The organism is Lacrimispora xylanisolvens, assembly GCF_002934545.1.
Classification (GTDB): domain Bacteria; phylum Bacillota; class Clostridia; order Lachnospirales; family Lachnospiraceae; genus Lacrimispora; species Lacrimispora xylanisolvens.
On the sequence record NZ_PTJA01000013.1, the window covers coordinates 108,322 to 131,241 of the forward strand.

Here is a 22,920-nt window from a genome sequence, read left to right on the forward strand (position 1 = left end):
TTTCGTATTTATTTCATGAAATCTCACCGGTTGCTTCCAGGCACCAGTGTAAATTCAAATGTAAATTCTTCTTCCACAAACATATATTCTTTCCGAAGTTCTGGTCCGCAGCTCTCTGATCCGATTCCGTTCTGTCTGTAGTCCACGCAGAATTCTGTGTAACCGGAAGGAATCAGTTCATAATTATGAGCTTTCTCCGTCAGTTCCTCCTGGGTATATTCGGAAGCGTGGAATGAGAAGGTTTTATCTGCTGCTACAGAGAGTGACAAATCCCCGCCCTCTATGGTTACAAAGTCACAATCACTTCTGCTTCCGTTCTCCTGAGGTCTTAAATAATCTTCATGCATCTCTTTTACGCTGGAAGAGAACAGACCATGATAGCTGGCATGGTTCTTATCAATATAGTTTTCAACAGGACCAAGGCCGAAATAGGTTACCTGACCCATCTGCTTTGGAAGGAACAGTCTGAGACCAAATCGTGGAAGTTCGGGGAACTCCACATCTCTTTTTACATTCAGTCTTCCGTTTAAGGCGCCATCTGCGCCAATGGTCCAGGCTACATCAATCATAAGTATCCGCTGTATTGGTGCTGCTACCAGTGACATAGCAGTGGAAATTACAAGGTTGCCATCTGTTTCTTCCCATCTGGTTTCATATCCTCTGGAAGATGCACGGTGATAGTGAGCCTCTTTCCATTTACCTTTAATATCGCTGTCATTATCCGTAGGTGCTCTCCAAATATTAATTTCCATAGGGCGTTCCAGAATGGAATGATTTTTAAAGCTCATTTCCTGAAATGTTCCGGTTAATTTGTTGTAGGTGTAGAAAAAGCTTTTTCCGCTAACACGGATATAACGGTCATCTTCACAAACCTCAAATCCACCCTTTTCTTCTTTCTTCTTTAAAAGTGCAGCTGCTTTCTGGTTTCTCATATCTGCATTTTCCAAAAGCACCTCATCAAAACCAAGAAGACTTCCCGCTTTTACAAGAGCATTGCTTTCTTTCAGATAATAGCTTATCTTTAAGTAGCATTTACCAGCTGCCGGAACGTCAAAGTTCAGGGAAAGTCTGCACTCCTGCTGCGGCATAAGCTCAGGCATGTCGGTTTCTCCAACCATTCCGTTTGCTATTACCTCTCCGTCACAGCTCACCTCATAACCAATGCATCCATACTCTTTAAAGTTGGTAAAATGAAGGTAATTATGAAGGGTCAGTTCTTTTTTCTTCTGATCAAAGGAAACTACCCGCACCGGACGATTTACATTCTTAAATTCCATAAGGCCTGTATGAGGTCTTCTGTCCGGATAGACAAGTCCATCCATACAGAAATTACCGTCATGAGGATATTCCCCATGATCTCCTCCATAAAGATACATAGGCTTTCCGTCAATGGTTCTGCCCTGATAAATTGCATGGTCGCACCATTCCCAAACAAAACCGCCGCATACCCGGTCGTGCTGTTCAAACACCTGGAAGTATCCCTCTAAATCTCCAGGTCCATTTCCCATGGCATGACTGTATTCACAGAGAATAAATGGCTTTGCTGTTTCCCGTTTCGTATACTCGATAATTTCATCCAGACTGGGATACATACGGCTGAACAAATCGATATTGGAGAAATCGTAGGTTTTATCCACAGCAATATATCTGGCACCCTCATAGTGAGTAAGTCTGGTTGGATCATAAGACTTTGTCCAGGAAAGAGCTGCTTCAAAGGTGCAGCCATACGCACATTCATTACCCATAGACCAGATCACTACGCAGGGACGGTTCTTATCCCGTTCAACCAAAAGCTTCGTTCTGTCAACGGTCGCCTCTGTGAATTCCGGATTGTCTGCGATAGCGCGGTTCCAACGGTCTCTCCAAACCTCTGTGGTGCGGTTCGCCATATAGATATAACCGGTTCCATGGCTTTCATTATCTGCCTCATCAATGACATAAAATCCGTATTCATCGCAAAGCTGATAGAACTGAGGCGCATTGGGATAATGACTGGTTCGGATAGCATTTACATTATGCTCTTTCATCAGACGTAAATCACGTTTCATTTGATCCAGACTGATTGTAAAGCCGGTAACAGGATCACTGTCGTGGCGGTTTACACCATGAAACTTGATTTTTTCTCCATTTAGGTATACCACACCATCGCGAATAGCGATTTCCCTGATTCCAAGACGGTCAACAATCACTTCCTGTCCCGTTTCAAACATAACTGTATAAAGATATGGGTTTTCTGCATTCCAGAGCACCGGATTTTCTATCTCAAGCTCTATCTTACCATCAACAGGATATCCCTCTTTACTGGCTACCGTATTCCCATCTCTGTCAGTTACTGTTACTTTCACCGGAATCTCTTTTCCGCTAAATGTGATTGCTGCCTGGACATGTGCCTGGTTGTTTCCAACAGTGGTAGTCAGAAAATAATCAAAAACACCTTCTTCCGGTCTCTTTAACAGATATACGTCTCTGAAAATACCGGTCATACGGAATTTATCCTGATCTTCCAGATAACTTCCGTCACACCATTTTAAAACGAGGACAGAAAGAGTATTGTCACCCTCCCGGATTACTCCAGTAACATCAAACTCACTGGTTCCATGGGAAACCTGGCTGTATCCCACGTAGCTGCCGTTTAACCATATGTAGAAACAGGAATCCACTCCCTCAAAGTTTAAGTAAGCTCTGGGTGCCTCATCCTCTCTTTTATAGACAAAATGATGGACATACGCACCACATGGATTCTCAGCCGGAACATAAGGCGGGTCCATGGGGAACGGATACCGGGTATTGGTATACTGGTGCTTATCATAGCCGTAATTTTGAAAGCAGCCGGGTACCGGAATCTCATCAAAGCTGGAAGTATCAAAGCCTTCCAGGAAAAATTCTTCTTTTACATCATAAATGCTGTCATAATAGCGGAACTTCCAGTTACCGTTTAACAAAAAAAACCGGTCAGATTTCTCCCTCTCCTGTGTTAAATCAAACTGGGGCTTGGAAGCCGGAATATAATAAGCTCTGTGTGGCATGGTGTTTTCATGTAGCAGATGCAGATTTTCATAATGTCTGGGTACGATCATAGTCGACTCCTCCTTCTTTTCATACCTACTATTATAAGATCACGAAGTAAAAAATCCATATCTTTGATTGGACAAAACATGCACAAAATGATACTGCATAAAAAAAGAAAAGAGACGGAGCTGACCGTCTCTTAAATCTGTTTATTTAAAAATATCTGGAAATTGATTTATAATCCCATTCGTCATCATGTCAGCCATTACCAAAGCCTGTTCTTCAATTTCATCAAAACCATTAATGCTTTCCAAATACTTACCGGTCAAAATGTTAACAGCTTCGTCTTTAGTCATTGCCAAATGCTTATACAGCATTGCTTTCCAATCTTCCCGAGACCAATAAGGGTTGATACCAGCAAGGAAATCAGCTATTTGATCAGCATTTGCATACCATCTTTTTTCTGCATCTGCAGCAGCATTATTATCACCGGCCTTGGCCGCCTTTACAAGTTCTGCAGCGATCACAAGATGATTTGTAAACAGATCTGAAAATGTGGAAGCTTTCTCATCTCCATAAAAAAGCCTCAGCAATGCTTCAAAGTCTTTGGGATTTCTAAGCAGGCGGTTTGTGACCATATCTACATCTGGCAGGTCAAATACCATACTCAAGATAGTCAGTCTGGTCCACGTAACATGCTGCTCCCAGAGTCCACGTATATAATCACTTAAGTCCGCCTGTGACTTACTTATTTCATTAGCATCATATCGTTCTGAAGAAAAATATTTTAATCCCGGATTGAGGCAGATCACTTGCCCGGCAGTAAGATTTTCCGGATCTAATCCGGGATTAACCGCCATGATTTCATCAATAGTCGTATCAAACATCTGGCTGATCAAAAATAATGTATCCCCTGTACATATTCTATAACAAATTGTTTTAAGCGGGTATTGCGGCATTTATTCACAACCTTAATAATTTATATTTATAATTATTAGTATGATTATTTGTAAAAAAAGCAACCAAATTTATAATGTAATACCATTTAGGCCTTTGCCTGTTTAATTCTTTCATCTGGAGCTCTTGCCAAGCCTCACCACCTCACTTGTGTTGTTTTTTATATTAAAAAAGAGACGGGGTTGGCCGCCTCTGCGTTGATTCACATTGTATAAGTTTGTTACCAAAATTCATCGTACTAATCAGATTCTATTTTGTCTTTAATTACTCAATAATTCTTGAATAATCATCAGTTAAAACAATTGCTTGACTATTTGTTAATAATATATCTTCGGAATTGCTTGTATTAATTTCACCTGGGGCTGTACCTTTTTCACAATGAACAGATATTTTGCAATTGATATACCCTAGGTTGTTTTGTAAATTCTTAGCTGTAATAATGCTGCCTGCACTAACTCCCACAAATACTCCGTCATTATCAATATATTTTTTAAGAAGAATATTAAATCCATTTTCATTAATCCTATCTAAAAGATATTTAGGATCTCCTCCGCAAAAATATAATGCGTCATATTCGCATAATTCTTCCCAAGACATTTTATTATGCAAATCATAAACAGCAATGTTTTCTTTTAAAATGCCAGCATTTATTAAATCGTTCATGCATTCCGGAAGAACTGCTATAGCATCTGGAAATATTGCCGCCGTAGGAATAAACAATGCTTTTATCAGTTCTGGATTTTTATTTACAAGATTAAGAAAGATTTTCTCTATATTTTTATTTTCAAATCCTGCTGATGTTAATAATACTTTCATATTATCTCATACCTCACAATTTAATATATTGTTCTTCCATAATACACCAAAATTTACCAAAAGAAAACACCCATCGACTAATAATTCGAAAGGCATTTACGAAAATTTCAGTTTGCACGACTAATTATTTGCACAAAAAAACTACTAACTAAATACAAACAGTTAGTAGTTTAATTGCAATTTGTAATAGTTTAATCACAACAATGTGACTCATACTCTGCAATCAAAGTATTACATGCAGCAACAATCTTTTCCGGTTCAATCATATTTTTATAAAAAACCAAATCGTAGTCAGGATCTTTGGGTTTATATTGATTTACACCGTACGCAATACTATTTGGGGGTATACTTTTTGTAATAATCGCACCAGCGCCTATAACAGTACCGTCACCTATAATTACTGGACCTAAAATTTTAGCGCCATCGGAAATGACAACATTTTTTCCAATAACTGGATTCCCAACATTCTCCCATTCATTTGTTCGCTTATTATATTTTAGGTTTGAGCCAATAGTAACATTTTGATAGATAACTACATTTTCACATATCTTTGCTGCAACAATAGTGCACCCCTTTGCATGATGTGCAAACAAAACACTTTCAGCCATCTCTATCGCGCTAATTTGGCAACCATATAGCTGTTCCAATTGATCCGCCGCATCTTGCTTCTCTTTTTCATCAATTGAAAAGCAATTCTTTTTAAACAATTCATCAAACATATATGTTTCTCCTCCATAATTATTGAATTTCTTAATTAAGGATACACCAATCACTACTTACTATCAATATTAAGTTTTCAACGTACAGTAATCACTTAAATTCCAGTTTTATTGAATAAATTACTGCAGAAAAAACTACTAACTTAATGACTGATAGTTAGTAGTTCGTAATCAACATGATTAAATTTGACATTTTGAGTGATTAAATTTCTTTACCAAGCATAATAAGATGAAATCCTTTATCATATGCATTGGACTGTATTCCAATTACGCGAAATCCGTTTTTAAGATACCATTTATAATCAATGCGATCGCTGGCAAGTTCCTCTATTGCTTTTGGGATATTTCTTATTTCTTGACCATGAATGTTAAATCCAACAGAACTAATTCCACTTCTAAATGTCATATAGCCTTTTTCACGAGCATATTTTTCAGCAACATCAAACAATTCTCCAAGCTTATGCTCTAACTTAAATGAACCGTTATCATTAAATCCGCTACACTCAAGATCGAGTGCGCTGTACCCTATTAATTCTCTACATAAAATCCAACCTTGTGGATGGTCAATATCCTCTCCAAGATACCAACCCACTGTTTTGATGGTCTCATCAATATTGCTCAATTGTCCATAAGCACCATTATAATCCCACCAGTCTGGTTTTATAGTACACATAAGGTGAGCAACTGCTGGAATAGTAGTCGGTGTTAACTCAAATACATTCATATGTAGTATCCTCCTTTACACGTCTGTATAGCAAACTTTGATTTGCTCTAATTAATAATATAGCAAACACTACTAACTATCAATATTAAACAAGCCCAGTACCTCCTTGGTCACTCGATATTGAAGCTTACTATGATGCAGTCAAAATGCAGTCAAACAATAAAATCATACTGGGTTTTGTCGCATTAGACAAACCATGGATAAAATGATACAATAACAGGTAATTACGCTGTTTTATCATCTTATTCGACTATGGGGGAAATGAATGTGAAAAAATGTATCATAATTATAGGAGTGTGCTTCCTATTATCAGGCTGTTCAAAAGCAACCCTGCAGAAAGAAATGCAAACATCTGCTGCAGAACGTGTTACCGAGGAATCTTCAACAGACGATTCAGAAATGAATACACAAGATTTACCAAATTTAGATTATCTCAAGAAAAAGCTGAACGAGTGTGTGGCCATTCTTGGAATCTCGGAAGTTTCAGATGCTTACTATAAAAATGTTGAAAAAATAGATTCCGATACCATCTTTTTAGATGTTATATTAACAACGGATCTATATAAACTAAAATGTACCTGTTCTTACATCGGCCTCACTGATCACTGGGCTGTTCTCTATGTGGAAAACAATGAAAATAATCACACTTACTATATTGCACCCGGACATGAAGAAACGGTAGACCTTTATGATTACGCAACCGATACTCTGATTTCAAAAAAGAAAGATAATCCGGAAACGAAAGATCCCGTGACTGATCTTAATGAAAGCATGGAAAGTATTAATGAAGATTTTGATTCCAAATTAGATAGTATTGCTGATGAGTACAACATAAGACGTTAAAAACGACCTCTTTCAGGCTGTCAGAAAAAGGGTGAAAGGAGCTTCCCTTCATGTATACAAACACAGGTTATATGAATTTGACAGAAGAAGAACTGGAAAATATGAAAGTCCCATTAAGAGTCAACAGTTGCGGAGTCTACCGTCTGGTTTCTCTCAATGTTATGTCAACTTTTCGTCCTCTCGGACGTTCTGATTATCAGCTCCTTTATATCGCGTCAGGAAAAGCCTTTTTTACCTTTAATGGAACCGTTACCGAGGTTTCAGAAGGCAGCATGGTTTTATATCCTCCCCATACCCCCCAGCAATATGCTTATTATCTAAATGATAAGACGGAGGTTTACTGGCTACACTTTACTGGCAGCGAGTCTGCCACTCTGACCAAAGAAGCCGGTTTTAATGAAAGTCATATTCTGTATACCGGTATATCTTCCAAATACCAGGAACTATTCCTTTCAGTAATCCGGGAAATACAACTTACCCGCCCTTCCTTTGAGGAGCTGTCTGCCCTTTACTTAAAACAGCTTTTTCTCCTACTCAGACGAATCAGAGAAGAAGGTGGATTTAAAAAAACTGAAATTCAAAAACAGATGGAAAAAGCAGTCCGCTTTTTTCATGAAAATCTGGCAAATAATATCGAAGTTGAGACGTATGCCAGAGAACTTCATATGAGCACCTGCTGGTTCATCCGTTGTTTCAAGGAATATTCCGGAATGCCCCCTGGAAGGTATCTAACCGATATACGGATTAAAAAAGCCAAGGAACTCTTAGAAAGTACTGATTACAGCATCGGTGAAATAGGTGGGATCATCGGTTATGAAAACCCGCTCTATTTCAGCCGTATCTTCAAAAAAACTGCCGGAGTCTCTCCGGCTGAATACAGAAAAGCGGCAAGGTAAATGTATCCCCTGCCGCCTTTTTTCTATCGTTCAATGACACTATAGGTCTGCCGGTATTCCTTGGCTGTCATACCCATATATTTTTTAAATATCCTTCTGAAATAATCCACGTCTTCATATCCGCACCGGTAAGCAATCTCACTTCCTGTCAGATTCGTCTCAATCAGCATTCTGCATGCCTTGTTAAGCCGTGCTTCATGGATTCCTTCCGTCAGGGTCTTCCCGTAAACTGCATGATAGGTTCTCCCTAAATAATCCGGACTGCATTCCAGCTTTTCCGCCAATATGGAGGCAGATAATGGTTCTTTTATATGATTCTTAATATACTGTCCTGCCTGGTTGGCCAAAAGCACTTTTTGTCCGTTAATTTCCATGGGAGAAAGAGAATCACTCAGCTCGCAAAGCAGTTCTAACAAAACCAGATTTAAAATAGTTCTGTCCTCCCTGCATACGTTCTGCCTCTTAATAAACCGGCGAAACAGTTCCTCAAACTGCTGGGGCTTTCCGATCCGTATGAGCTGGGGAAGGGACATAATATCTGTTCCCGTCTCTTCTGCCTTCTCTTCCAAATGGAAATGAAGCCAGTAAAAATTCAAGTCCTTGCCAAATTCCCTGGTTCCCCAGTGATGTCTGCCAGGAAATAAAATCAGGGCCTCCCCCTCTTCCACTTCATATTCCACATCTTCCTCCGCAATTCCAAGCACACCGGAATTGACATATATTATTTCAAAGGAATCCATAACACGGTCTGCGTGCCGTCCCTTGCCCCCTGTAACCAGATATCCTGCATTTAATGCTCTTACTGGAAGAACTGCCTTTAGATGTAAGTAATGTTCCATGTGTCGCCCCCCTCTGTCGTCTTCAAGTCGGAATCATCCAGTTTTTCGCTTCTTTTTCCTCTTGTATCCTTTGACTCAAACTGGCAATATAGAGAAAGTATTTTTATTTCTATAAAAAGGATAGCAGATCTACGAATAAAAGAAAAGGGGAACACGGCAGATTTGCCGTTTATATATAATGGTTACAGACCTGATAAGAAAAAAAACGGCGTTTTCCAGCAAGGAAACAACGCCTATGACAGCTGCAGATTTTTCAAAAGGACGAAATCTTTTTATTGCGGAAGGATGCTGCGCCAATGGAATCGTTACACTCACCACAGGTGCATTTCTCTCCGGATACGCCAGCTCATTGGGAGCTGAAGACTCTTTAAACGGCATCATTGGTTCCATTCCAATTCTTCTTTGCAGCCTTCAGATGTTTTCTTCCATTCTTTTAGAAAGCCTCAGGAGAAGAAAAGGACTGATCGTTGGTTTTTCCTTCGTTCACAGGCTGCTGCTTTCACTGATGTTTTTTCTGCCGTTATTTATCACACAACCGGTCATTCGCCTGACAGCAGTGGTTATTCTCTATGGAATCGCCCACTTCTTTGGTGCATCCATCGGTACCGGAACCGGCAACTGGATACTCCAGCTGGTTCCCCAGAATATCAGGGGAGATTATCTTGGCAAAAAAGACTCCTTTGCCTTTGCTTTCTCCACTGTTTTAAGCCTTATCATGGGTAGAGTCATGGACTGGTTTCGAAATAACTCCATGGAACAGACCGGTTTTCTGGTAGTAGGGGCCACCGTTCTTCTGATTGCGTGCACAGACTTCTGGTGCCTGCTATCCATAAAGGAACCGGAAAGTACTCCCCATAAACAGAAGCTAAAGGATGTTCTTCTTGCTCCCATCGCTGACATAAAATACCGGAAGGTTATGATCACCTATGTATTCTGGAACCTGGCGCTGCAGATTGCAGGTCCTTTTTTCAGTGTATACATGGTTACCGGGTTGAAGATGGATTATACTTATATCACATTCCTTGGACTGATTTCATCCACCGTCCGGATTCTGGCTGCCTGGCTTTGGGGAAAACTGGCTGATGCCACCTCCTGGCTTCTTGCCGGCAGACTTTCCATGGGACTGCTTGGATTTATCCATATCAGCTGGCTCTTTATGACACCGGATACCTGCTATACCCTCCAGCCAGTCTTACAGGCCTTATCCGGAGCTGCGTGGGGCGGAATTGCAATTTCCGTATTTAATCTGCAATATCATTATGCACCGGAAGATAAACGGGTTTTATACGTCAGTGCCAATTCATCCTATGCGGGGCTCTGCGGCTTCTTATCCACCCTCTTAGGCGCCAGTTTACTGACCATACTCCCATCCTTTCAAATCGGGAATCTGCCAGTCAGCGGCATGCAGATTCTCTTCCTGCTGTCCGGTTCCTTAATACTGGGCTGCGTTCTTTATATGGGAAAACTGAAGAAATACTAACCGGTTACTGATCCTTTCTCCGGTCTTTGCAGGACTCCCGGATCACAAGCACCGGCTTTAATACCCGTTCCACCCGGCTTTCTTCGTCTGGAATTCCATGAATCTTTTCCAAAAGCAGTTCAGCCGCCATTGCCCCCAGCCGTTCCTGGGGGTGTGCAATGGTGGTCAGCTTTACCATACCATTTTCTGCTATGAAAGAATTGTCATACCCAGTGACAGATATCTCTTCCGGTACAGAAATTCCTTCTTTCTGTATGGTCTTAATGACCTCAAAGGCAATCTGATCGTTATAGCAGGCAATCCCGTCAACAGGAATCTTCTCCTCCAGCATAATCTTTAAAGCCTCAGAAGGCTTGGCAGACCGGTCCTCCGTATGATACCAGATCACCATATCCGGATCATAGGAAAACCCGCTTTCCTGAAGAGCCTTTACAAAACCTTTGTGCCTGTCCCTTCCCTGGCTGTCATCCGCCTTAAAAATCCCCAGTATATGCTTATGCCCCAGATCAAGGAGATACTTTGTCACCAGATATCCACCCATACAGTCATCAAGCCTGATATGGGGTTTGCTTTTCATCTGGGCATAGTAGCCCTGTATAAATACATAAGGTATTTTGTAAAAATCCAGCTTGTCATACAGTCCCCTGTGCCCGCAGAGAATCTCACTTTTGCTTGGTTCAATAATGAGCCCGTCCACATCCTTTTCCAGGATTTCTTCTAAACATCTGCTTTCTTTTAATCTGCTGTTTCCTGTATTTTTAATAATAATACTATAACCATTCTCCGTCAGCACCTGATCGATTCCCTGAATCAGCCGCGGGAAAATATAGTCGGACAAATAGGTAGTAATTACCGCTATATTGCCCGACCCTTTTTTCCTTCCCGCTTTTCTGGACACGAAGGTACCTCTGCCATGTTCCGCTTCAATGTAGCCTTCCTGCTCCAGGATGGACAGGGCTTTTCTCACCGTATGACGGCTGATATGGTAAACTTCCGAAAGCTGATTCTCCGAAGGAAGGCGGTCTCCCGGCTTCTTCTCTCCGGAGATAATCTCTTTTTTCAGTTCTTCCATTAATACGTAATACTTTGTTTTTCCACTGTCCGACACGGTAAGGACTCCTTGTTATTTTTTCTGCCCATAATAGGCATCCGGTCCGTGCTTTCTCATAAAATGCTTATCCTGCAAGGACTGGGGTGCTGGCTTTACTGCTGTATTTAACAGCTCTGTCATCAAATTCATTTTTGCAATTTCTTCTAATACCACCGCATTGTGAACTGCATTGGCGGCATCAGTTCCCCAGGTAAAGGGGCCATGGTTTTTGCACAATACCGCCGGAACATGCATAGGATCAATCCCCTGAAAGGTTTCTATTATCACTGTTCCTGTATTTTTCTCATATCCTTCATCAATCTCTTCCTGAGTTAAGTTTCTTGCACACGGAATCTCTCCATAGAAATAATCTGCATGGGTAGTGCCATAGCATGGCAGCGCTCTTCCGGCCTGAGCCCATGAGGTAGCCATAGGGGAGTGGGTATGGACTATTCCGCCAATCTTTTCAAATGCCCGGTACAGTTCCAGATGGGTGGCTGTATCCGAGGAGGGATTTAATTCTCCCTCCACCTGATTGCCGTCTAAATCCATAACCACCATATCCTCCGGTTTCAGCTTATCATAATCCACTCCACTGGGTTTAATGACAAACAACCCCTTTTCCCGGTCAATGCCACTGACATTACCCCAGGTATAGGTAATCAGCCCTCTCCGGGGCAATTCCATATTCGCTTCATATACACTTAATTTCAGTTCTTCCAGCATCGTATCGCCTTTATCCTTTCCCTATATGTATAAGCTGTCTACAGCCGCCCGTTCGATGGCAAGACCCTTTTTATACCGTTCCATAAATGTCTGAAATCCTGTTACATCTTCCGGATCCGGTTCCATGGTTTCACCTGCCATATCCTTAAACACCCGGTCAGATAAGTAATGATCCAGAGACTCGCCTTCCTTCTTACGAAGCAGGTATGATGCAAGCAGGGCTGCTCCCCAGGCTCCGCCTTCTCCGGCAGTCTCCATAACAGAAACAGGAACTCCCACAGCTACAGCCATGATTCTCTGCCCCGTTTCTCTGGTCTTAAACAGGCCGCCGTGTCCCAGAAGCACATCCAGCTTCACACCTTCTTTAAACAGAATCTCCATGCCCATATTTAAGGCTCCCAAAGCCGTATAAAGATGGACTCTCATGAAGTTTGCCAGGTCAAACCTGCTGTTGGGAGTTCGGACAAATAATGGTCTTCCCTCTTCAAAATGAGTGATATGTTCTCCTGACAAATAGCCGTAGGATAAAAGACCGCCTCCATCTTTATCGCCTTCCAGTGCTTTTCTATAAAGTGCGGTAAAAAGTTCATTTTTATCCGGTTTCATCCCCATGGTATTGGCAAACTCTTCAAACAAAGCTACCCATGCATTCAAATCAGAAGTGCAGTTGTTGCAGTGTACCATGGCAACAGCATCTCCTGCCGGTGTGGTAACCAGATCAAGCTCTTCATAAACTTTGGAAAGCTCCTTCTCCAGCACGACCATGGCAAAAACACTGGTACCTGCCGATACGTTACCAGTTCTCTTTGCTACAGAGTTGGTGGCAGTCATACCGGTTCCTGCATCACCTTCCGGCGGGCAGAGTGGAATTCCTGGCTTTAAATTGCCGCTTTCATCCAGCATGGCAGCTCCCTCTGCAGTAAGAGTACCTGCGTCTTCTCCTGCAGTCAGAACTTCAGGCATAATATCCCTTAATTTCCATGGCAGATTCCGGTCAGAGACAAGTTCATCAAACTGGCTGATCATCCGCTCATTAAAATCCTTTGTCTCACTGTCCACAGGAAACATTCCGGCACAGTCACCGATTCCAAGAACTCTCTTCCCAGTCAGCTTCCAGTGAACATATCCTTCCAGAGTAATCAGATAATCGATTTCAGAAACATGGCTCTCGCCATTTAAAATGGCCTGATACAGATGGGCGATGCTCCATCTTTGAGGAATGTGGAACGAAAACAGCTCCGTCAGTTTTCCTGCTGCCTCTTCCGTCATGGTATTTCTCCAGGTCCGAAACGGAACCAGTAACTCTCCATTCTTGTCAAATGCCATATATCCATGCATCATGGCAGAAAATCCAATAGCTCCGATGGTAGTAATCGTTACCCCGTACTTCTCCTTTACTTCATCTGCCATCTTCCTGTAGCTGTCCTTAACACCTTCCCATATATCATCAATGCCATAGGTCCAGATTCCGTTTTCATAACGGTTTTCCCAGTCATGACCGCCGGAAGCAATGGGATTATGATTTTCGTCTACCAGGACTGCCTTGATTCTGGTGGAGCCCAGTTCAATTCCCAGTGCGGTATTTCCTTCCCGGATTGCTGCTATTAATTTTTCGTTATCCATAGAAACCCCCTCAAACTTTCTATCAGTATCAGCGATATGCCACCGAATTCCATCTCAGTTCATTCTTAAAATCCCGGATATTTGTGTTTTCATCAATATAAACAGCCTCAATTCCCATTGCTTCTGCCCAGTCACCCAGTTGTTTTGCTGTCAGATCATAGGTAAATGCCGTATGATGGGCACCGCCTGCCAGGATCCAGCATTCTGCGCCGGTTATTAAGTTTGGCTCCGGAGTCCAGAATGCAGAAGCAACTGGAAGCTTCGGCATGGGTTTTTCCACCTTTTTGCAATTAACCGTATTGATAATAAGGCGGAAACGGTTTCCCAGATCGATGAGGGAGGCAGCAACTCCTCTGCCCTCTTTTGCAGTAAATACAAGTCTTGCGGGATCTTCTCTGTCTCCCATGGACAATGGATTTACCTTGATGCCTGCTTTTCCTTCTGCAATAGACGGGCAGACTTCCAGCATATGAGCCTGAAGAATCCCTTCCTTGCCTGGAACAAGATTATACGTATAATCCTCCATAAAAGAAGTTCCCTTTGCATCCTTAGTCCCCTCTGTCATCAGCTTCATTAAGCGTACCATGGCTGCTGTTTTCCAGTCTCCTTCTCCACCGAAGCCGTACCCTTTTTCCATCAGACGCTGAATCGCAAGTCCGGGAAGCTGTTTTAAGGAACCTAAATCACCGAAATGGGTAACGATTGCCTGATAATTCTTTTCTCTCAAAAATGCTTCAAATCCAAGCTCGATCCGGGCCTGAACTGCCACATGTTTTTTAAACTCTTCAGGATCTCTCCCCTCCAGCAAAATATCGTAGCGGTCATAATATTCTTCCACGAGCGAAGACACGTCTCCCGCTTTCACATCTGAAACATAATCTGCAACTTCATTCACCGGATAGGCATCGATCTCCCAGCCAAATTTCATCTGGGCCTCTACCTTATCTCCTTCTGTAACTGCTACGTTTCGCATATTGTCAGCAAAACGTACTACACGGATATGGCTGCTTTCTACAATTCCCACTGCAGTTCTCATCCAGGAAGCTATTCTTCTTTTTACGGAATCATCATCCCAGAAACCGGCAATTACCTCTCTTACTATTCCCATTCTGGTCACCATATGTCCGAATTCCCGATCGCCGTGGGCAGACTGGTTCTCGTTCATGAAATCCATATCAATGGAATCATATGGGATTTCCTGGTTAAACTGGGTATGTAAATGGAGCAGAGGTTTTCTGTATTCCTGCAAGCCTAAGATCCAGGATTTTGCAGGGGAAAATGTGTGCATCCAGGTAATGACACCTGCGCAGTCCTCATCATCATTTGCCTGACGGAACAAAGACCGTATGGAAGCATTGTCAATGAGCACCGGTTTTAAAACCACTTCATATGGCAGGAGGCCGGAGGCGTTAAGCCTGCCGGTTATAATTCCTGCATGTTCTGCTACATCTCTTAAGCAGGCTTCTCCGTAAAGATCCTGAGAGCCTGTTGCAAACCAGAATTGATACGCTTTTTGTTTCATATGTATAACCCCCTCCAGTTTTATTTGCCCAGACGAATTACGTTCCAGGATGCCTTGTGTAAGATGCTTGTTACAGTTCCGCCATCTATGGAAGACTGGCTGGTCTGTTTCGGTGCCACTTTTTCCTGAAACGGTCCGTTTACTGCTAACAGATCATCACTTTCCAGAACGGTGTGCTCCAGAACACGGTATCCCTCAAAACTTCTGACATCAATCGTCATTTCTGCATCATCTTTAATAGAACGATTGACTGCGAAAATGGTTACTTCTTCTTTTTCCTCATTGTAAACAGAAACTGCTTCCACTGCTGTTACATCTGCATGGGTGGCAGTGTCAAATTTCGGTGAGCTGATCACTGGTAAGAGAGCGGTTCCTCTTCCGTATGCTGACGCATGCATAAATGGATAGAAGATTGTCTGCTTCCAGGCTGCGCCGCCGCCAGCTTCTGTCATAATCGGAGCAATAACATTAACCAACTGTGCCAGACATGCCATCTTCACCCTGTCAGCATGCTTTAACAACGTGATCAACATCAGGCCTACTAAAAGTGCATCTTCAAAATTATAGATATCCTCTAACAGGGGAGGTGCAATCTGCCATGGATGTTTTTCTGTTGTTTCGTTATCAGCTGCAGAGGAGTGATACCATACATTCCACTCATCAAAGCTGATTTTAATATCCTTTTTGCCTCTCTTTTTCGCTTTCACATAATCGCAGGTAGCAATTACCGTACGGATAAACTGATCCATGTCGTCGGAAGAGGCAAGGAAATCCTCACTGTCTCCTTTTCCATTTCCATAATACTGGTGCATGGATACATAATCCACGTGATCATAGGTATGCTGGAGGGTAACTGCCTCCCAATCCGGAAATGTAGGCATGGTAAGGGAAGAGCTTCCACAGGAAACCAGCTCAATGGTCGGATCGATAATCTTCATGGCTCTTGCAGTCTCTTCCGCAAGGCGTCCATACTCTTCCATTGTCTTATGTCCCAGCTGCCACGGACCATCCATTTCATTGCCCAGACACCATGTTTTAATATTATGAGGCTCTTTATATCCATGACTGATTCTTAAATCGCTGTATTTGGTATTACCCGGGTGATTGCAGTATTCCAGAATGTTGCAGGCATCGGCAATTCCTCTTGTCCCCAAGTTTACCGCCATCATTACATCAGATCCTGCATTTCTTGCCCATTTGGTAAATTCATTTAATCCAACCTTATTCTCTTCAATGCTTTTCCATGCAAGTTCCAGTCTTCTCGGACGCTCACTCACCGGTCCCACACTGTCTTCCCAGTTAAAACTGGAAACGAAGTTTCCGCCTGGATACCGGATAATCGGAACATTTAATTCTTTTATCAAATCCTTTACGTCATTACGGAAACCGTATTCATCTGCCGATGGATGCTCCGGGCTATAAATACCGTCATAAACTGCTCTTCCAAGATGTTCGATAAAAGAACCATAGATCCTTTCGTCAACCTCTGAAATACGGAATTCTTTGTCAATCACCATTTTTACTTTGTTACATGCCATTAGTAGTGTCCAACCTTTCTAAACGATAATTAGTCTTATTCTCCGAATACGTTTCGGTAGTCATCCTGAAATTTCTTAATTCCCTGATCAGTTAAGGGATGTTTTGTCATCTGCTCCAGCACCGGATAAGGCACGGTAGCAATATCAGCACCGGCTTTTGCACAATCGATCACATGGATGGGATTGCGTATGCTGGCCGCTATGATTTCAGTCTCAATCTCATGGATTGAAAATATCTCTGTGATCTCATCAATGAGATCAATTCCAGGCATTGAAATATCATCAAGTCTTCCTAAGAACGGAGATACGTAGGTAGCTCCTGCTCTTGCAGCCAAAAGAGCCTGGGCTGCAGAAAATACCAGGGTCACATTGGTCTTTATTCCTTCCCCTGTCAGCACTTTGACCGCTTTTAAGCCTTCTGCAGTCATGGGAATCTTAACCACCATATTGGGATGGATAGCCGCAATCTGCCGGCCCTCTTCAATCATCCCTTTTGCATCTGTCGTAGTCGCTTTTACTTCACCGCTGATGGGACCATCTACAATTGATGTAATCTCTTCTATCACCTGTTTAAAATCCCTTCCTTCTTTGGCAATCAAAGACGGATTGGTGGTAACACCGCAGATAATTCCCATCTCATTGGCTTTTCTGATTTCTTCAATGTTTGCCGTGTCTACAAAGAACCTCATTGATTTCTACCTCCTGATTTTTCCATGAGAGTGAACCAGTCATCCTCTTACTTACAATTTATAACTTGTACGCACCATTGCACAAGTTGTTTTTATATATTTTACCATATCTGATCCTTTATTTCCAAATAATTCATTCCTGCATAAGCTGGTATATAGCACAAGAGATCAGGGCATTAATATGGTAATCTGTGTTTTTTCCACAATCTTATCATTAAAACACGGTAAAATGCACAATTTTATTTTTTAAATTTGTGAATGTTTGTTGACACTTTTGAAGAAAAATGGGGTATATTATTACATGTAACCCCCCCCCAATACATTATATAGTTTTTGCTACACCCCATAAGAAACGAAATACCTTCTCCGAAAAAAGACCAGCTTCCCCAGCTGGTCTTTTTCATTTACTTCTTTAGTTTTGTTTCTTTTTATTTCTGCGTTCGTTTAAAATGCGTTCAAAGTCAGCCGCATCACCATCTTCCTGAAGGCGGCGTCTTCGTTCCTCTTTTCGCATCGCAATTTCTTTCGACTCTTTTCTTTTCTTTTTCACTACAAACACAGTTCCGGCTGCTAACGCAAAAACCGCCGCAGCAATCCCAAGGGTTCCCATCACTCCAATCCCTTTTTGGGAGTTGTGATTTGTTTCCGCCTTTGTCTCTTCCTCCTGTTTCCCGGAAGATTCTGCTGACGGTTTCTCACTCTGGGATTCCTCCTGTTCTTTTGCCAACAGATAGGCCTGTCCTACTGCTCTGTCATTATAAGTATAGCGGATGAGTGCCACTGCACCTTTGGGGCTTCCTACTGGCAGATCCGTCACCAGTTCCTTATCAACCTCAGAAAGTTCTGCTCCTTTTGGAACAGTAACTGCTGCGTTCTGCTCCAGTTCCAGATCGGAAGGCTGATAGCTTTTAGAACCTATGGATACAGGGGTATCCCCAGATGTATATTCCGTCTCATTCCCTGCCAGGGGCAGGTTTTCGAAATTGGTAAAACCAAATTCAAGGAGGTTCTTCCCATCAATAAAATACTGCCTGGGCTTTCCCTTTAAAATAACGGAGATCAATCTTCTTCCATCTTTTTCTGCATAAGTAACAACCGTATTACCTGCTTTGATCAGATACCCGGTTTTTCCTGCAACAGCCGCAGGATAATAAAATTCGCTTGATTCATCTTTTGTCTTAACCAGTCTATGCTCATTTTCAATGGTCATCCCGTTGGGATTTTTGCTGGTAGGTGGAATTTTATGGGTGATGGCAGAACTGATCTCCACCAGTTTTTTATTATTATAAGCAGCACGGGCGATGAGTGCCATGTCATATGCAGTTACATGCTGGGTATCTCCATTTAAACCTGATGGATTTTCAAAATGGCTTTCTGTACAGCCAAGCTCCACCAGTTTGTCATTCATCATTTTTACAAAAGCTTCTCTGCTTCCTCCTACATGTTCCGCCAGAGCGTTGGCAGCCTGGTTGCAGGAATGCAGAATAAGAGAATAGAGGCAGTCCTCGACTGACAGCGTATCTCCATTGGTCACATTCAGTTTATTACCGCTTCCTTCTTCCACATTGTTAACAGCGTCCTTGGAAAATGTCACCATATCGGTCAGATCACTGTTTTCCAGAACGATTAAAGCAGTCAGTATCTTTGTAATACTTGCCGGTGGATAAGCGGCGTGTATATTTTGTCCAAAGATAACGGCGCCTGTATCTGCATCAATTACAATTCCCGACTCTGCCTGGATGCCCGTGTCAGACGGCCAATCCGGTTTTGCATAAACAGTCATAAGAAACAGCTGGCAAATCAGTACGCAGCTTAACAGTACTTTTATCCGACGTTTCACGTATCATCCTCCTGACATGAAATATGCCCTAAAGCCGCACCAGAATAAGTATACGGTTTTAGGGCACTATTTTACTTCGCGTAATCTGTAACTCTGGACTCCCGGATCACGTTAACCTTAATCTGTCCCGGATACTCTAAGGAATCTTCGATTTTCTTAGAAATATCACGGGCCAGGAGTACCATATCATCATCGTTAATCTGATCGGGAACTACCATAATCCGAACTTCGCGTCCTGCCTGAATGGCAAAGGACTTGTCCACTCCCTTAAAGGAGTTGGTGATATCTTCTAACTGTTTTAATCTGTTTGTATATGTTTCCAGAGTCTCTCTTCTGGCACCAGGTCTTGCAGCAGATATGGTATCTGCAGCCTGAACGATGCAGGCAATCAGACTCTGTGGTTCTACATCGCCATGATGTGATTCCACGGTGTTTAGTACGATTGCGGATTCTTTGTATTTCTTACACAACTCCAGTCCCAGCTGAATATGAGAACCTTCCATCTCATGATCCACAGCTTTTCCAATATCATGTAATAAACCGGCACGTTTTGCCATACGGATATCAAGACCGATTTCTCCGGCTAACAGCCCGGATAACTGAGCGACCTCGATAGAATGCTTTAACGCATTCTGTCCATAGCTTGTTCTATATTTCAGTTTTCCAAGCAAACGTATGAGTTCTGGATGAAGCCCGTGAATGCCCACTTCAAGAGCGGCAGCTTCACCTTCCTCACGCATATTGGTCTCTACTTCTTTTTGCGCCTTCTCCACCATCTCCTCGATTCTGGCTGGGTGAATACGTCCATCCACAATGAGGCGTTCCAACGCGATTCTAGCTACTTCTCTACGAACCGGATCAAATCCGGATAAAACAACTGCCTCCGGGGTATCATCAATAATCAATTCCACACCCGTCAGGGTTTCTAACGTGCGGATGTTACGGCCTTCTCTTCCGATAATACGGCCCTTCATCTCATCATTGGGAAGCTGAACAACAGAAACGGTTGTCTCTGCCACATGGTCCGCCGCACATCTTTGAATGGCAGTAACCACATATTCTTTTGCTTTTTTATCAGCTTCTTCTTTTGCTTTGTTTTCCAGTTCCTTAATTAATTTCGCAGTGTCATGTTTAACATCATCTTCAACAGATTTTAAAAGATATTCTTTTGCCTGTTCGGAGGTAAGTCCGGAAATTTTTTCCAGTTCCTGAATGCCTTTTTCATAAAGAGATTCCACTTCGGAATTTCTCTTATTCAGGGCTTCCTCTCGAGCAGCAAGACCTGCTTCTCGTTTTTCCATAGTCTCGGACTTCTTGTCCAAGTTTTCTTCCTTGCTTAATACTCGTCTTTCATAACGTTGAAGCTCAGCTCTTCTCTCCCTGGTTTCCTTTTCCAGTTCGTTCTTAGTCTTTAAAGACTCTTCTTTCGCCTCAAGGAGAGCTTCACGCTTCTTTGTCTCAGCGGTCTTTAATGCTTCATCTATTATTTCCCGGGATTTTTCTTCTGCAGAGCCAATTTTGCTTTCGTAAGTGTTCTTACGATACGCGGTCGCAGCAGACCAGGCAATAAAAGCAACTACTACTGATGCAATGATCGTAATCAATGCAGCCGTGAATACTGATACTGACACAGGAGCACCTCCTTATTTTATTTTCATTGTACAACAATACAACACTACAATTTTAAACTGTTTTATACATTATGTCAAGTATTTCACCTCTGTTTCCGGTATACTTATACACATTTTCACTATTGTCAGTCTTCGACAAAAATTTCGCCCAAAACCCGGCTTACCGCTTCATATGAGAAACCTTTTCTGCCCAGGGATGCCATCACTTTGCTCTTCTCTCTGGCGTCCATCTGCTCTGGGTTTAAGCGCTTTTTCCTGATATAATCTCTGACTATGGCAGCCTCATCTACAGGCTGCTCCTTTAATATATCTCCAATGATCTCCTTGTCCAGACCTTTTCTCTTAAGTTCATACTCAATCTGTCGTTCGCTCTTTTTTCTGGAATTAAATTCCACATACCTTTTTGCATATTCCTGGTCATTGATAAAACGGTGCTCCTTTAGGAAATGAATGGCATAATCAATGACCTCCTGGGGGTAAAACCCCTCTTTTAATTTTCTCCTCAGCTCCTGCTCCGTCTTATCGGAGGATTTTAAAAGAAACAGAACCCGTTCCCTGGCTCTCTTGTACAGAATCTCCTTCACGATCTCCCCATAAACCTCTTCCGTAATCTCGCTTCCTTCTTCTATGAAATATCGTTTTAATTCCCCTCTATAAAGAACAAGAGTAAAGTCATCATCAAGAATGACTTTACTCCTGCGTTTATCGACGGGCACTATCTCTGTTACTATCATATGCCCTCCAGTAGTTTTATTCCTTAACAGCTCCGGTCTTATCTTCTTCCGGTTTAATACGCTTGCTTTCCTTCTCCGGTGCACGGTCACCTGCAATTGATTTTTCCTCTGCAAGACCGTACTTCACGCGGACCTTATTCTCAATCTCCAGACAAACAGCCGGGTTGTCCTGAAGATAAATCTTGGAGTTTTCTCTTCCCTGACCGATCTTCACGTTATTATACGCAAACCATGCGCCGCTTTTCTCAACAATATTCTCTTTCACAGCCAGATCCAGGATATCTCCTTCTTTGGAAATTCCCCTTCCAAACATGATATCAAACTCAGCTTCTTTAAATGGAGGAGCGATCTTGTTCTTTACCACCTTCACACGGGCTCTGTTACCTACCATATCGCCGCCCTGCTTTAAGGTCTCAATCTTACGGATATCCATACGGACAGATGCGTAGAACTTCAGTGCACGGCCTCCGGTGGTTGTCTCCGGACTTCCGAACATAACTCCTACTTTTTCTCGAAGCTGGTTAATGAATAAAACAATACAGTTGGACTTGCTGATAACAGCAGTCAGCTTTCTGAGAGCCTGGGACATAAGCCTTGCCTGAAGACCTACGTGAGAATCACCCATATCTCCCTCAATCTCCGCTTTGGGCACAAGGGCTGCAACAGAGTCTACAATGATGATATCAACTGCACCGGAACGAACCATGGTTTCCGTGATCTCCAGAGCCTGTTCACCGTTATCCGGCTGGGAAATATATAAATTATCAATATCAACACCAATGTTCTTTGCATAAACAGGATCAAGGGCGTGCTCCGCATCGATAAAGCCTGCGATTCCTCCACGCTTCTGAACCTCTGCTACCATATGAAGAGCAACTGTGGTCTTACCACTGGATTCCGGTCCATAGATCTCCACAACTCTTCCTTTGGGAATTCCGCCAAGGCCCAGTGCGATATCCAGGCTTAATGCTCCGGTTGGTATGGTCTCTACATTCATATTGGTTCCAGAATCTCCCAGCTTCATGACAGATCCTTTTCCATATGCTTTCTCTATCTGGGTAAGTGCGGCATCCAGTGCTTTCAGCTTATCATCTTTATTCATCTTATCCTCCAACACGAACAAATGTTCTTTTAATATTATAATGATAGTATATTTCCAGGCAAAAGTCAACCTGTATTTTTCACGCTTCTTCAATCATACGCATCACACTCCTGCCTTAGTGGGTTTACTTTGTATGGCTACT

19 protein-coding genes are annotated in these 22,920 nt (G+C 42.4%); 3 read left to right on the forward strand and 16 right to left on the reverse strand.

What is annotated here, in order from left to right; translation table 11 throughout:
* Positions 1-23: 23 nt before the first annotated feature.
* The 5 genes from BXY41_RS21030 to BXY41_RS21050 form a co-directional block, all read right to left on the reverse strand.
* A complete protein-coding gene (locus BXY41_RS21030) occupies positions 24-3,077 on the reverse strand; it encodes a glycoside hydrolase family 2 TIM barrel-domain containing protein (protein ID WP_104438848.1) in 3,054 nt (1,017 codons plus the stop codon).
* A 141-nt stretch (positions 3,078-3,218) separates the two neighbouring features.
* Positions 3,219-3,908, reverse strand: a complete 690-nt coding sequence (locus BXY41_RS21035) for a LysM peptidoglycan-binding domain-containing protein (protein WP_242980296.1) — start codon at positions 3,906-3,908, stop codon at positions 3,219-3,221.
* Between the two features lie 322 nt (positions 3,909-4,230).
* Positions 4,231-4,782 carry a Type 1 glutamine amidotransferase-like domain-containing protein gene (locus tag BXY41_RS21040; protein WP_104438850.1) on the reverse strand — a complete coding sequence of 184 codons (552 nt, stop codon included), beginning with the start codon at positions 4,780-4,782 and terminating at the stop codon, positions 4,231-4,233.
* 191 nt (positions 4,783-4,973) lie between these two features.
* Positions 4,974-5,501 (reverse strand): serine O-acetyltransferase, encoded by a 528-nt coding sequence (locus BXY41_RS21045; RefSeq protein ID WP_104438851.1) that lies wholly within the window; start codon positions 5,499-5,501, stop codon positions 4,974-4,976.
* Positions 5,502-5,703: 202 nt separating this feature from the next.
* Positions 5,704-6,225, reverse strand: coding sequence for a hypothetical protein (locus tag BXY41_RS21050; RefSeq protein ID WP_104438852.1), 522 nt, complete (start codon positions 6,223-6,225; stop codon positions 5,704-5,706).
* 267 nt (positions 6,226-6,492) lie between these two features.
* Here BXY41_RS21050 and BXY41_RS21055 point away from each other — a divergent pair, with 267 nt between their 5' ends.
* Together BXY41_RS21055 and BXY41_RS21060 are read left to right on the forward strand one after the other, a co-directional pair.
* Positions 6,493-7,068, forward strand: a complete 576-nt coding sequence (locus BXY41_RS21055; protein ID WP_104438853.1) for a hypothetical protein — start codon at positions 6,493-6,495, stop codon at positions 7,066-7,068.
* A gap of 50 nt (positions 7,069-7,118) precedes the next feature.
* Positions 7,119-7,964: a helix-turn-helix domain-containing protein gene (locus BXY41_RS21060; RefSeq protein WP_104438854.1), complete on the forward strand. Its 846-nt coding sequence runs from the start codon at positions 7,119-7,121 to the stop codon at positions 7,962-7,964.
* A 23-nt stretch (positions 7,965-7,987) separates the two neighbouring features.
* Here the strand turns inward: BXY41_RS21060 and BXY41_RS21065 are convergent, their stop codons facing one another.
* The gene (locus BXY41_RS21065) at positions 7,988-8,803 is read right to left on the reverse strand and encodes a helix-turn-helix transcriptional regulator (RefSeq protein WP_104438855.1); all 816 of its coding nucleotides are present in this window, start codon (positions 8,801-8,803) and stop codon (positions 7,988-7,990) included.
* 235 nt (positions 8,804-9,038) lie between these two features.
* On the opposite strand from BXY41_RS21065, the gene BXY41_RS21070 reads away from it, so the two are divergent.
* The gene (locus tag BXY41_RS21070; protein ID WP_242980297.1) at positions 9,039-10,283 is read left to right on the forward strand and encodes an MFS transporter; all 1,245 of its coding nucleotides are present in this window, start codon (positions 9,039-9,041) and stop codon (positions 10,281-10,283) included.
* 4 nt (positions 10,284-10,287) lie between these two features.
* Here the strand turns inward: BXY41_RS21070 and BXY41_RS21075 are convergent, their stop codons facing one another.
* From BXY41_RS21075 to recA, 10 genes are all read right to left on the reverse strand, one after another.
* Positions 10,288-11,355: a GntR family transcriptional regulator gene (locus BXY41_RS21075; RefSeq protein ID WP_104438908.1), complete on the reverse strand. Its 1,068-nt coding sequence runs from the start codon at positions 11,353-11,355 to the stop codon at positions 10,288-10,290.
* Positions 11,356-11,406: 51 nt separating this feature from the next.
* Positions 11,407-12,099 (reverse strand): L-ribulose-5-phosphate 4-epimerase, encoded by a 693-nt coding sequence (locus BXY41_RS21080; protein WP_104438857.1) that lies wholly within the window; start codon positions 12,097-12,099, stop codon positions 11,407-11,409.
* A 21-nt stretch (positions 12,100-12,120) separates the two neighbouring features.
* Positions 12,121-13,722, reverse strand: coding sequence for a xylulokinase (locus tag BXY41_RS21085; protein WP_104438858.1), 1,602 nt, complete (start codon positions 13,720-13,722; stop codon positions 12,121-12,123).
* A 28-nt stretch (positions 13,723-13,750) separates the two neighbouring features.
* Positions 13,751-15,244, reverse strand: coding sequence for an L-arabinose isomerase (gene araA / locus BXY41_RS21090; RefSeq protein ID WP_104438859.1), 1,494 nt, complete (start codon positions 15,242-15,244; stop codon positions 13,751-13,753).
* Between the two features lie 20 nt (positions 15,245-15,264).
* A complete protein-coding gene (arfA, locus tag BXY41_RS21095) occupies positions 15,265-16,782 on the reverse strand; it encodes an arabinosylfuranosidase ArfA (protein ID WP_242980300.1) in 1,518 nt (505 codons plus the stop codon).
* A 35-nt stretch (positions 16,783-16,817) separates the two neighbouring features.
* Complete coding sequence (gene fsa / locus BXY41_RS21100) at positions 16,818-17,471, reverse strand: fructose-6-phosphate aldolase (protein ID WP_104438860.1); 654 nt, start codon at positions 17,469-17,471, stop codon at positions 16,818-16,820.
* A gap of 412 nt (positions 17,472-17,883) precedes the next feature.
* On the reverse strand, positions 17,884-19,311 hold the full coding sequence (locus BXY41_RS21105; RefSeq protein ID WP_104438861.1) for a D-alanyl-D-alanine carboxypeptidase family protein: 1,428 nt from the start codon (positions 19,309-19,311) through the stop codon (positions 17,884-17,886).
* A 71-nt stretch (positions 19,312-19,382) separates the two neighbouring features.
* Positions 19,383-20,942 (reverse strand): ribonuclease Y, encoded by a 1,560-nt coding sequence (rny, locus tag BXY41_RS21110; RefSeq protein ID WP_104438862.1) that lies wholly within the window; start codon positions 20,940-20,942, stop codon positions 19,383-19,385.
* A gap of 125 nt (positions 20,943-21,067) precedes the next feature.
* Entirely contained in the window at positions 21,068-21,676 is a 609-nt protein-coding gene (locus BXY41_RS21115) for a regulatory protein RecX (RefSeq protein WP_104438863.1), read from the reverse strand.
* Positions 21,677-21,692: 16 nt separating this feature from the next.
* Positions 21,693-22,778 (reverse strand): recombinase RecA, encoded by a 1,086-nt coding sequence (recA, locus tag BXY41_RS21120; protein ID WP_104438864.1) that lies wholly within the window; start codon positions 22,776-22,778, stop codon positions 21,693-21,695.
* Between the last annotated feature and the right edge of the window lie 142 nt (positions 22,779-22,920).

Bases quoted from the DNA above. Each gene is read 5' to 3' on its own strand.
- BXY41_RS21080 (WP_104438857.1), bottom strand. From the start codon at position 12,099: ATGCTGGAAGAACTGAAATTAAGTGTATATGAAGCGAATATGGAATTG.
- BXY41_RS21115 (WP_104438863.1), bottom strand. From the start codon at position 21,676: ATGATAGTAACAGAGATAGTGCCCGTCGATAAACGCAGGAGTAAAGTC.
- arfA (WP_242980300.1), bottom strand. From the start codon at position 16,782: ATGGCATGTAACAAAGTAAAAATGGTGATTGACAAAGAATTCCGTATT.
- BXY41_RS21050 (WP_104438852.1), bottom strand. From the start codon at position 6,225: ATGAATGTATTTGAGTTAACACCGACTACTATTCCAGCAGTTGCTCAC.
- recA (WP_104438864.1), bottom strand. From the start codon at position 22,778: ATGAATAAAGATGATAAGCTGAAAGCACTGGATGCCGCACTTACCCAG.
- BXY41_RS21075 (WP_104438908.1), bottom strand. From the start codon at position 11,355: ATGGAAGAACTGAAAAAAGAGATTATCTCCGGAGAGAAGAAGCCGGGA.
- araA (WP_104438859.1), bottom strand. From the start codon at position 15,244: ATGAAACAAAAAGCGTATCAATTCTGGTTTGCAACAGGCTCTCAGGAT.
- BXY41_RS21070 (WP_242980297.1), top strand. From the start codon at position 9,039: ATGACAGCTGCAGATTTTTCAAAAGGACGAAATCTTTTTATTGCGGAA.
- BXY41_RS21085 (WP_104438858.1), bottom strand. From the start codon at position 13,722: ATGGATAACGAAAAATTAATAGCAGCAATCCGGGAAGGAAATACCGCA.
- BXY41_RS21045 (WP_104438851.1), bottom strand. From the start codon at position 5,501: ATGTTTGATGAATTGTTTAAAAAGAATTGCTTTTCAATTGATGAAAAA.
- fsa (WP_104438860.1), bottom strand. From the start codon at position 17,471: ATGAGGTTCTTTGTAGACACGGCAAACATTGAAGAAATCAGAAAAGCC.
- BXY41_RS21030 (WP_104438848.1), bottom strand. From the start codon at position 3,077: ATGATCGTACCCAGACATTATGAAAATCTGCATCTGCTACATGAAAAC.
- BXY41_RS21060 (WP_104438854.1), top strand. From the start codon at position 7,119: ATGTATACAAACACAGGTTATATGAATTTGACAGAAGAAGAACTGGAA.
- BXY41_RS21065 (WP_104438855.1), bottom strand. From the start codon at position 8,803: ATGGAACATTACTTACATCTAAAGGCAGTTCTTCCAGTAAGAGCATTA.
- BXY41_RS21040 (WP_104438850.1), bottom strand. From the start codon at position 4,782: ATGAAAGTATTATTAACATCAGCAGGATTTGAAAATAAAAATATAGAG.